Below are 11029 nucleotides of genomic sequence, written 5' to 3' on the forward strand. Positions count from 1 at the left end.
AACTCATCTGCTTACGACAAGGACGCCGCCCGCCCTTGCGTTGCGGCTGGATTGCTGTATAGACGCCCGCAATCTGCCGGTCCCAGCTGGGGGCTGAACGGAGGGCCGGAGGTTTTTTCGAAAACCTTCGTGTGATGCCAGAAGTGCTTCCGCCTCCCGTGTCTCCGCTCTCGACCGTCTCGTCATGCTCCTTTCTTCCCCGCGCCCTTGGAGGGTTTGCGGGTCAGAGAAGTTGCAGAGGCTTTTGCCGCCGGGAACCGGGAGAGAAACGAAGAAAGGCATAAGACATAATGGCTCTTTACGAACATGTGTTTCTTGCCCGGCAGGACCTCTCGCAGCAGCAGGTCGATGCGCTTGTCGAACAGTACAAGGGCGTCATCTCCGCAAATGGCGGGTCCGTCGGTCGGGTCGAGAATTGGGGACTGAAGTCCCTCACCTACCGGGTCAACAAGAACCGGAAGGCTTACTACACGCTGATGGACCTGAATTGCCCCGCGGCCGCGCTCAACGAGATGGAGCGCCAGATGGGCCTGTCCGAAGACGTGCTGCGTTTCCTGACCATCAAGGTCGAGGCGCATGAGGAAGGCCCTTCGGCCATGATGCAGAAGCGCGAAGAACGCTCGGAACGCGGCGGCTTCGGCGACCGCGACCGTGGCGATCGTGGCCCGCGCTCGTTCGGCGACCGTGATCGTGGCGAGCGTCCGCCGCGCTCGTTCGGCGACGCCGGTGCCGACCGTGGTCCGCGCCGTCCGCGCGAAGGCTTTGAAGGGGGTGCAGAATAATGGTCGACATCAACCAGATCCCGACCCGGCGCCCGTTCCACCGCCGCCGCAAGACCTGCCCGTTCTCCGGCGCCAACGCGCCCAAGATCGACTACAAGGACGTGCGTCTGCTGCAGCGCTACATTTCCGAGCGCGGCAAGATCGTGCCGTCGCGCATCACCGCCGTCAGCCAGAAGAAGCAGCGCGAACTCGCCAAGGCGATCAAGCGCGCCCGCTTCCTCGGCCTGCTGCCCTACGTGGTTCGCTAAATCTTTTATGAGCGGGCGGTTCGCCGCCCGCTCTTCTCCCACGGCGACGGGCGCCGCAGGGTCGGACATCGAATCCCGGGTTGAGGTCAAAAACCTCTAACTGCCGCGACAGGCAGGACAGCGACACCAGCGCCCCAGGCGCTCAAGCTTCCTGACCTGTTCCAGAGACATTCGGCGTCGATCTTATCGATTGATTGGCGCGCAACCGAAGGAACAAAACCATGGAAGTCATTCTTCTCGAACGCGTTTCCCGCCTTGGCCAGATGGGCGATACCGTCAAGGTCAAGGACGGCTTTGCCCGTAACTTCCTGCTGCCGCAGGGCAAGGCGCTGCGCGCCAACGAAGCCAACAAGAAGAAGTTCGAAGGCCAGCGTGCCCAGCTCGAAGCCCGCAACCTTGAGCGCAAGTCGGAAGCTGCCCAAGTCGCCGAAAAGCTCGACGGCAAGAGCTTCATCGCCGTTCGCTCCGCCGGTGAAACCGGCCAGCTCTACGGTTCCGTTTCGACCCGCGACATCGCCGATCTGCTGACGGCGGAAGGTTTTTCGATCAACCGCAACCAGATCCTGCTCAACCAGCCGATCAAGACCATCGGCGTCACCAATGTGGCGATCGCGCTGCATCCGGAAGTCGAGGTCACCGTCACGCTCAATATCGCCCGCACGGCCGACGAAGCCGAGCGTCAGGCCAAGGGCGAGACGCTGACCACCGCCGAAGCCATCTATGGCGACGACATCAACGACAATGCCCGGCCGGAAAACTTCTTCGATCCGAACACCGAGTTCGAAGGCGGCGAAGACAACGCCTGATCATACGTCGCAAGGCGATTGGAGCTACGCTTCGATCACGATTGGAGCTGTGCTCTGATCACTTTGCCGGCATCCAGCCATGCTGGACCAACGCCCGGGCCTCGCGCCCGGGCTTTTTTATGCCAAATGGAACTTTTCGAACCCCTATATATTGTTGCAGACTATAGCGTCGCGCGTCCTTTGGCCGCGCAACTGACGCTGTGGAACTTTGGTTCGGCGCAAGATCCCGGCGAAAATCGATTCCGATTTTCGGGTCTCACGCGCCAGGACAGCCTGTCTGGCCGAGAGGGGACATTTGGTCATGAATATTCTGTTGAAGCGCGTTCTCGACCGCCTGGTGCGCATCGGCAATCTCAAGGTGACCGGTCCCAAGGGCACGACAGTGGTTTTCGGCGACGGCAGCGGTGAGCCGGTGCACATGCACATCAAGACCGCGCGTGCCGAGCGCGCCATCACCTTCGATCCGATGTTGGCGGTGCCTGAATCCTACATGGACGGCGAACTCGACATTCTCGAAGGCGGCGTGCTGGGCGTGATGCGCATCGCCTTCCAGAACATGGGCAGCGGCGGCATCGATGCCACCTGGTCGAAGGCCATCGAAGGCCTGCGCCACGCCTTCCGCCGCCTGCAGCAGATCAACACCGCCTCGCGCTCGCGCCGCAACGTGCAGCGCCACTACGATCTGTCGGGTGATCTCTACCGGCTCTTCCTCGACGAGGACATGCAGTATTCCTGCGCCTATTTCGAGCAGCCGGACATGACGCTCGACGAAGCGCAGGCCGCCAAGAAGCGCCACATCGCCGCCAAGCTCCGGCTGAAGGCCGGCCAGACGGTGCTCGACATCGGCTCCGGCTGGGGCGGGCTCGGCCTCTACCTCGCCAAGGCTTTCGACGTCGACGTGCAGGGCGTGACGCTATCGACCGAGCAGCATGGTGTCGCCACCGACCGGGCGCACGCGCAAGGGCTTGAAAGCCGCGTGCATTTCGAGCTCAAGGACTACCGCGAACTCAACGAGCGTTTCGACCGCATCGTCTCGGTCGGCATGTTCGAGCATGTCGGCGTCAACCATTACCGCACCTTCTTCGACAAGAGCGCGACGCTGCTCAAGCCAGATGGCGTCATGCTGTTGCACACGATCGGCCGTTCCGGCGTGCCGTGGGCGACCAGCGCCTTCATCCGCAAATACATCTTCCCGGGCGGCTACATTCCCGCGCTTTCGGAAGTCATGCCGGCGATCGAGAAGTCAGGCCTGGTCGTCACCGACGTCGAGATCCTGCGGCTCCACTATGCCGACACGCTGAAGCACTGGGGCGAGCGCTTCGCCGCCAACCGCGACAAGGCCAAGGCGATCTATGACGAGCGCTTCTGCCGCATGTGGGAATTCTATCTGGCCGCTTCCGAAGCCGCCTTCCGCTGGCAGGACCTGGTGATCTTCCAGATCCAGATCGCCAAGAAGAACGACACGCTGCCGGTGGCGCGCGACTACATGGCCAAGTGCGAAAAGGCGCTTGAGATGCGCGATATGGGGCATCGTGAAACGGCTCCGGTCAAAAAGAACCCTGCCGCCAAGCCGGCTCGCCGCCGCAAGGTTGCGGACCAGGAATAGCATTGCCACTTGCCATTGCCGGCCCCTGCACTGAAAAAGGTCCCGTGATCGCCACGGGACCTTTTTCATGACGTATGTCCTCTATGCCGCTGCCGCTCTGGCCGAGATCGCCGGCTGCTTTTCGTTCTGGGCCTGGTGGCGGTTGGAAAAGTCGCCGCTGTGGCTGCTCCCCGGTCTCGCTTCGCTCGCTCTGTTCGGCTTCCTGCTGGCGCTGGTCGACACGTCAGCCGCCGGCCGCGCCTACGCCGCCTATGGCGGCATCTACATTGCGGCATCGCTTGGCTGGCTGTGGCTGGTGGAGGGCGTGCGCCCCGACCGCTGGGATTTTGCCGGTGCCGCGCTCTGCATTGCCGGCGCTTCGGTGATCCTTCTCGTCCCGCGGGGCGCGTGAGATGGAACTGCCGGCGCCCCTTCGCCAAGGTGTCGAGCGACTGCTCGAAAACGTTCCGCTGGCGACGCTGAAGCAAGCGGCAAAAACACTGTCCGACCGTTACCGTGCCGAGTTGCGTGACGGCCGATTGCACATGGCTGAGGATCTTGCGGTGAAGGCCTATCTGGCGACGCGGCTGCCGGCGACCTATGCCGCGATCCGCGCCAGCCTCGACGCGCTGAGCGACGCAAAGCCCGACTTTCAACCCAGGAGCCTGCTCGACGTCGGCGCCGGCCCTGGTACGGTGCTTTGGGCCACGACCGACCTTTGGCCCGATCTCGAACAGGCGGTGTTGTTCGAAGCCAGTGCCGCAGTGCGCAAGATCGGCGAGACACTTGCCGCCGGCGCGATTGCCACCCAGACCAGATGGCTGGCGGGTGATGCCACCATCGACCTTGCCGATCTCAAGCCAGCCGATCTCGTCACTTGCGCCTATGTGCTGGACGAGATCATTCCTGCATCACTGCCGAAGCTCATCGGCCGGCTCTGGCAACTCACTGGCGGCACGCTGCTGATCGTCGAGCCGGGCACCCCTGCCGGCTGGCAGCGCATCCTTGCCGTGCGCCGGCAGCTGATCGAGGCGGGCGCACATGTGCTTGCGCCTTGCCCGCATCAGGCGCCCTGCCCGCTCACCCCACCCGACTGGTGCCATTTTTCCCGCCGCGTTGCCCGCTCGCGCCTGCACAGGCTGGCCAAGGACGCCGACGTGCCTTGGGAAGACGAGAAGTTCATCTATGTCGCGGCTTCTCGCGACGGACCCACATCACACCAGGCACGGGTTCTCGCGCCACCGAAATCCGGCTCCGGCAAGGTTCTGCTCAAGCTTTGCCAGGACGACGGCACCGCCGCCGAGCGCTTGTTCACCAAGCGCGACGGCGCCGACTTCAAGCTGGCCCGGCGGCTGGACTGGGGCGACAGGCTGGCTTCCGAATAGGCGGCAGTGGCGTTTGCGACCGCGCCGAAGAAAAATTTCGGAGCGATGTCGAATCCAGGCCGTGCCGTTCGACCATTGGCGTTCTCGGACCTTTCGAGACGCCAAGAGTGTCAAACGGCATCAGCCAACAGGAGAAACGCAATGAGCTATATCGCAGGATTTGTCGCCGCTGTGCCCGCCGCCAACAAGGAAGCCTATCGCAAGCATGTCGCCAAGGCCGCATCGGTGCTGAAGGAGTTCGGCACCACCCGCATGGTCGAAGGATGGGGCGACGACGTCCCCGGCGGCAAGATCACCGACTTCAAGGGAGCCGTGAAGGCGAGGCCGGATGAAGTCATCACCTTTTCGTGGCACGAATACGCGGACAAGGCGGCGGCGGACGCGGCCTACCGGACGATGATGAGCGATCCGCGCATGGCGGAGATCGGCGCGTCCATGCCCTTTGACGGCAAACGCATGATCATCGGCGGCTTCACGCCGTTCATCGATCTGAACACGACCGGCAAGACCGGCTATATCGATGGCTCGCTGGTGCCGGTGCCGGCCGCCAACAAGCAAGCCTATCTTGCCGTGGCGGCGAAGCAGGCCGCGGTGATCAAGGAACATGGCGCAACCCGCGTCGTCGAAGCGTGGGGCGACGATGTTCCCGACGGCGAGGTCACCGATTACCGTGGCGCCGTGAAAGCGACGGGAGACGAGGTTGTCGTCTATGCCTGGGTCGAATGGCCGTCGAAGCAGGTGCGCGACGACGCCTGGAAAAAGGTGATTGCCGATCCACGAATGTATGCCGACACCATGCCCTACGACAACCAGCGCCGGGTCCATGGCGGCTTCGCGCCGATCCTCGACGCCTGATCCCAACAATCAAGATCAAGATAAGGAACCCCACCATGCGTTATGCCTGTCTCATCTACTACCACCCCAAGACGCTGTTCGGCGGCAGCCCGCAAGCCAACGCGGTGCTGGCCGAATGCGCCGGATATGACGAGGTGCTCAAGGCCAGCGGCCACTTCGTAACCGCCGAGGCCCTGGTGTTGCCGGAAGAGGCGATGACCGTGCAGGTCCGCGACGGCAAGATGTCGTCGGTCGACGGCCCGTTCATGGAGACCAAGGAGATCCTGGGCGGCATCATCGTCATCGAAGCCCGTGATCTCAACGAGGCGGTGCGGGTGGCGAGCGGCCATCCGCTGGCAACGATCGGCTTCGTCGAAGTCCGCCCGGTCGTCGACTTCAGCCAACCGCCGCCGGTCCTGTGAGCACCGCCGGCCCGCGCGATGCCCTGGAGGCGGCCTACCGCACCGAGGCGCGGCGCGTGCTGGCAACCCTGATCCGCCTGCTCGGCGGGTTCGATGCGGCGGAGGAGGCCTTGCATGAGGCCTTCACTGCTGCCGCCGAACAATGGCCGCGCCAGGGTGTGCCGGCCAATCCCTATTCCTGGCTGGTCTCGGCAGGCCGCTTCAGGACCATCGACCGCTGGCGCCGGGAAGCGCGGCTGACCGGGGCACTGCCCGAGCTCACGGCTCTGGCCGAGCCGACACCGGAGCCGGCCATGCCGGAAGACATCCAGGACGATGAATTACGGCTCATTTTCGTCTGCTGCCACCCAGTACTGGCGCCGGATGCACGCATTGCCCTGACCCTGCGCGAAGTCGGTGGTTTGACCACCGAAGAGATCGCCCGCGCCTATCTGACGCCAGCACCGACCATCGCGCAACGCATCGTGCGGGCCAAGGCGAAGATCCGGGACGAGGCGATCCCCTACGAAGTGCCCGACCGCGGCGACTTGCCGGCGCGTCTCGAGAGCGCGCTGCAGGTGATCTACCTGATCTTCAACGAGGGTTACGCGGCAACCGAGGGGCCAAACCTGACGCGGGCCGATCTGTGCGCCGAGGCGATCCGGCTCGGCCGGCTGATGGTCGAGCTGCTCGACCAGCCGGAGGCACAAGGGCTGCTGGCCCTGATGCTGCTGCACGAGGCGCGGCGCGCGACGCGGGTCGATGCCAGCGGCGATCTTGTGTTGCTGGAGGACCAGGACCGCACGCTGTGGAACCGTGCGCTGATCGCCGAGGCCGACGGCCTGATCGGCAAGGCGATCGCCTCGCGCCGCATCGGACCGTATATCCTGCAGGCAGCCATTGCTTCCGTTCACGCCGAAGCGGCACGCACGACTGAGACCGACTGGGCGCAGATCGTCGCGCTTTACGATGTGCTGAGCCGCGTCGACCCCTCGCCGGTCGTGGCACTGAACCGCGCCGCAGCCATCGGCATGCGCGACGGCCCGCAGGCCGGACTGGCGGCAATCGAGGCGGTCATGGGACAGGGCGGGCTGGACGGCTACCATCTGGCGCATGCCGCACGGGCAGACATGCAGCGCAGGCTTGGCTTGACCGAAGCGGCAAAGACCTCCTACCGGCGGGCGCTTGAGCTGACGCGGCAACCGGCGGAACGCCGGTTCCTGCAAGCGCGACTTGATCAGCTCTAGGATCGCGTTGAACCAGAAGCAGGAGCAGCCGATCTATGCTGGCAGATAGACACCGGGCCGAGTATTCTTCCCATATGCAACAGGGTTCCCCACCAACTTTATATCTTCTTTGCGGAAAGATTGCTGCGGGCAAGTCGACGCTTGCAAGGCACATTGCAGCGCGCCCGGCGACCCTGCTCGTTAGTGAAGATCACTGGACGTCGCATCTGTTTGCCGATGAGTTGAGGACAATCGACGATTACGACCGTCTTTCGACGCGGCTGCGCTCTGCCATGGGGCCGCACATTGTCGATATCCTACAACAGGGCCTTTCTGTTGTTCTGGATTTCCCGGCAAACACTGTCAGCTATCGCGACTGGATGCGTTCGCTCATTGCCCGGGCCGATGTGGCCCACGAGCTGCATCTGCTCGATGTGCCCGATATGGTCTGCAGGCAACGGCTTCGTCACCGAAATGCACGTGGCGAACACCCGTTCCAGGTAAGCGAAGCGGACTATGATCTGTTCACAAGCTACTTCGTCCCTCCGGAACCCGACGAGGGCTTCAACATCGTTGTCCACACATCCTGACCGAACAATCGAATGCGGCCTTGGATTCAAAAGCCTGTCAGGCTGATGGACCGAACGGCGGGGAATCTCAGATCGACCAAGTCAGCCGATTGTTCTTGCTTCGTTCCTGGCCGTCCCGTAGAATCGTGACCTTGCCGAGTCAACTGGAATCGGAGCGTGGGAATTCTGTCCTGTGGACGGTTTGCCGTCCCTGTGAACAGCGGGCATCAACGCCGATTGAACGCGAGTGATGCATATAAGTCAGCACCGGATTTTTCACGTTCTGATATCGAGAAGCCGGGATCGAAATCGGGGACATCATGGCAGAAGCAGCGCGAAAATTCGGCGTGGCGGAAACACCGCTTTATCGTGAAGCGCCAAACAACATCGAGGCGGAGCAGGCGCTGCTCGGCGCCATCCTCGTCAACAACGATGCCTTCTACCGCGTCTCGGACTTCCTCAAGGCCAGCCATTTCTATGAACCGCTGCACCGCAAGATCTTTGAGGTGGCGTCAGAGTTCATCCGCATGGGCAAGGTGGCGACGCCGATCACGCTAAAGACCTTCCTGCCGGCCGACGAGAAGGTCGGCGACATGACGATGGCGCAATATGTCGTGCGGCTGGCCGTGGAAGCCGTTACCGTCGTCAACGCCACCGATTATGGCCGCGCTATCTACGATCTTGCGACGCGCCGCGCGCTGATCACCGTCGGCGAGGACATGGTCAACATCGCCTATGACGCACCGGTCGACATGGCGCCCGGCGAGCAGATCGAGGATGCCGAGCGGCGGCTGTTCGAACTGGCCGAAAACGGTCGCTACGATGGCGGTTTCGAAAGTTTTTCCGATGCGTTGAAGAACGCCGTCGACATGGCCAGCGCGGCCTATATGCGCGATGGCCACCTGTCCGGCATTGCCACCGGCCTGCGCGATCTCGACCACCGCATGGGCGGCCTGCAGCCGTCGGATTTGATCATCATCGCCGGCCGCCCGGGCATGGGCAAGACGTCGCTTGCCACCAACATCGCCTACAACATCGCGGCCGCCTATGAGCCTGCCCAGCAGGCCGACGGCTCCGTCAAGGCGGCCAATGGCGGCGTCGTCGGCTTCTTCTCGCTCGAAATGTCGTCGGAGCAGCTGGCCACCCGCATCATCTCCGAGCAGACCGAGATCCCATCCTCGAAAATCAGGCGTGGCGACCTGACCGAAGCCGATTTCGGCAAGCTCGTCGCGTACACGCAGGAGAACCACAAGCGGCCGCTCTACATCGACCAGACGGGCGGCATCTCGATTGCCCAACTCGCGGCTCGCGCCCGCCGCCTCAAGCGCCAGCGCGGGCTGGATCTGATGGTCATCGACTATATCCAGCTGATGCAGGGTTCGTCCGCCAAGGCGTCGCAGAATCGCGTCCAGGAAATCACCGAGATCACCACCGGACTAAAGGCGCTCGGCAAGGAGCTTGGCGTGCCGATCATCGCCCTCTCACAGCTCTCGCGTCAGGTCGAAAGCCGCGACGACAAGCATCCACAGCTGTCCGATCTGCGCGAATCGGGCTCGATCGAGCAGGATGCCGACGTGGTCCTCTTCGTGTACCGCGAGGAATACTACATCAAGAACAAGGAGCCGGAGAAAGGCACGCCCGAGCACCTCGCCTGGGAAACGAAGATGGTCGAGGTCCAGGGCAAGGCCGAAGTGATCATTGCCAAGCAGCGCCACGGACCGACCGGCACCGTCAGCCTTGCCTTCCAGGGCGAGTTCACCCGCTTCTCCGACCTTGCCGAGGAGCATCATTTGCCGGAAAGGTTCGAGTAGCTTTTTGACCTACCGTCGCGCTCAGTGGGCAGGAACGCCCAGCCTCCCCAATTTTCAGCCTGCGGCGACGTAATGGCCAAATCGCGCGTGCAATTCATCTGCCAGAATTGCGGATCGGTGCATCAGCGCTGGGCCGGCAAATGCGATGCCTGCGGCGAGTGGAACACGCTGGTCGAGGAAGGCACGTCCGGCGGCATCGGCTCGGGGCCGGCCAACACGCGCAACGCCCGCAAGGGCCGCGCGGTGGTGCTGACGACGCTGTCCGGCGACATCGAGGATGCGCCGCGCATCATTTCGGGCATCGGCGAACTTGATCGCGCCACCGGCGGTGGCTTCGTGCGCGGCTCGGCGCTGCTGGTCGGCGGCGATCCTGGTATCGGCAAGTCGACGCTGCTTACCCAGGCGGCCGCGGCACTCGCGTCAAAAGGCCACCGCATCGTCTATGTCTCGGGCGAAGAGGCGGTCGCGCAGATCAGGCTGCGGGCGCAGCGGCTTGGCGTCGCCTCCTCTCCGGTGGAACTTGCCGCCGAGACCAATGTCGAAGACATCCTGGCGACAATAGCCGACGGCAAGCGGCCTGACCTCGTCATCCTGGATTCGATCCAGACACTGTGGACCGACCTTGCCGATTCGGCGCCGGGCACCGTCACCCAGGTGCGCGCCGCCGCCCAAGCGATGATCCGCTATGCGAAATCCACAGGGGCGGCGATCGTGCTGGTCGGCCATGTCACCAAGGAAGGCCAGATCGCCGGGCCGCGCGTCGTCGAACATATGGTTGACGCCGTGCTCTACTTCGAAGGCGAAGGCGGGCATCATTACCGCATCCTGCGCACGGTGAAGAACCGTTTTGGACCGACCGACGAGATCGGTGTCTTCGAAATGTCGGACAAGGGCCTGCGCGAGGTCGCCAACCCATCCGAGCTTTTTCTTGGCGAACGCCATGCCAAATCGCCGGGTGCCGCGGTTTTCGCCGGCATGGAGGGCACAAGGCCGGTGCTGGTCGAGATCCAGGCGCTGGTCGCGCCGTCCTCGCTCGGCACGCCGCGCCGCGCCGTCGTCGGCTGGGACGGCGCCCGGCTGTCGATGATCCTGGCGGTTCTCGAAGCCCATTGCGGGGTCCGCTTCGGGAGCCACGATGTCTACCTCAATGTCGCCGGCGGCTACCGCATCTCCGAGCCCGCGGCCGATCTCGCGGTAGCGGCGGCCCTGGTTTCCTCGCTCACCGGTCTTGCCCTTCCGGCCGATTGCGTCTATTTCGGCGAAATCAGCCTTTCGGGCGCCGTGAGGCCGGTTGCGCATGCGCAACAGCGCCTCAAGGAAGCCGAAAAGCTGGGTTTTGGAAGCGCGGTTCTGCCCTCGGGCAGCGGGGAACTGGCCGGGGG

12 protein-coding genes are annotated in these 11029 nt (G+C 63.5%); all 12 read left to right on the top strand.

What is annotated here, in order from left to right; all coding sequences use genetic code 11:
• Positions 1-290 precede the first annotated feature (290 nt).
• Positions 291-782, top strand: coding sequence for a 30S ribosomal protein S6 (gene rpsF / locus FCU66_RS35200; RefSeq protein ID WP_136622525.1), 492 nt, complete (start codon positions 291-293; stop codon positions 780-782).
• On the top strand, positions 782-1030 hold the full coding sequence (gene rpsR / locus FCU66_RS35205; protein WP_006203718.1) for a 30S ribosomal protein S18: 249 nt from the start codon (positions 782-784) through the stop codon (positions 1028-1030). The genes rpsF and rpsR overlap by 1 nt, the downstream gene beginning before the upstream one ends.
• Positions 1031-1251: 221 nt before the next feature.
• Positions 1252-1836: a 50S ribosomal protein L9 gene (gene rplI / locus FCU66_RS35210; RefSeq protein ID WP_136622524.1), complete on the top strand. Its 585-nt coding sequence runs from the start codon at positions 1252-1254 to the stop codon at positions 1834-1836.
• Between the two features lie 301 nt (positions 1837-2137).
• The gene (locus FCU66_RS35215) at positions 2138-3442 is read left to right on the top strand and encodes a cyclopropane fatty acid synthase (protein WP_136622523.1); all 1305 of its coding nucleotides are present in this window, start codon (positions 2138-2140) and stop codon (positions 3440-3442) included.
• A gap of 67 nt (positions 3443-3509) precedes the next feature.
• Complete coding sequence (locus tag FCU66_RS35220) at positions 3510-3833, top strand: YnfA family protein (protein ID WP_136622522.1); 324 nt, start codon at positions 3510-3512, stop codon at positions 3831-3833.
• 1 nt (position 3834) lies between these two features.
• Positions 3835-4806 carry a small ribosomal subunit Rsm22 family protein gene (locus FCU66_RS35225; RefSeq protein WP_136622521.1) on the top strand — a complete coding sequence of 324 codons (972 nt, stop codon included), beginning with the start codon at positions 3835-3837 and terminating at the stop codon, positions 4804-4806.
• 141 nt (positions 4807-4947) lie between these two features.
• Positions 4948-5661: a DUF1428 domain-containing protein gene (locus FCU66_RS35230; RefSeq protein WP_136622520.1), complete on the top strand. Its 714-nt coding sequence runs from the start codon at positions 4948-4950 to the stop codon at positions 5659-5661.
• Positions 5662-5696: 35 nt separating this feature from the next.
• Positions 5697-6062 carry a YciI family protein gene (locus FCU66_RS35235; RefSeq protein WP_136622519.1) on the top strand — a complete coding sequence of 122 codons (366 nt, stop codon included), beginning with the start codon at positions 5697-5699 and terminating at the stop codon, positions 6060-6062.
• Positions 6059-7288: an RNA polymerase sigma factor gene (locus tag FCU66_RS35240; RefSeq protein ID WP_136622518.1), complete on the top strand. Its 1230-nt coding sequence runs from the start codon at positions 6059-6061 to the stop codon at positions 7286-7288. The genes FCU66_RS35235 and FCU66_RS35240 overlap by 4 nt, the downstream gene beginning before the upstream one ends.
• A gap of 35 nt (positions 7289-7323) precedes the next feature.
• Positions 7324-7857 carry a P-loop nucleotide/nucleoside kinase family protein gene (locus FCU66_RS35245; RefSeq protein WP_246680297.1) on the top strand — a complete coding sequence of 178 codons (534 nt, stop codon included), beginning with the start codon at positions 7324-7326 and terminating at the stop codon, positions 7855-7857.
• Positions 7858-8156: 299 nt separating this feature from the next.
• On the top strand, positions 8157-9647 hold the full coding sequence (locus FCU66_RS35250; RefSeq protein ID WP_126068580.1) for a replicative DNA helicase: 1491 nt from the start codon (positions 8157-8159) through the stop codon (positions 9645-9647).
• Positions 9648-9719: 72 nt separating this feature from the next.
• On the top strand, positions 9720-11029 hold a 1310-nt coding region (gene radA / locus FCU66_RS35255), incomplete at its 3' end, for a DNA repair protein RadA (RefSeq protein WP_136625480.1).

Origin of the sequence: Mesorhizobium norvegicum, assembly GCF_004919685.1 — a bacterium.
Lineage (GTDB): Bacteria > Pseudomonadota > Alphaproteobacteria > Rhizobiales > Rhizobiaceae > Mesorhizobium > Mesorhizobium norvegicum.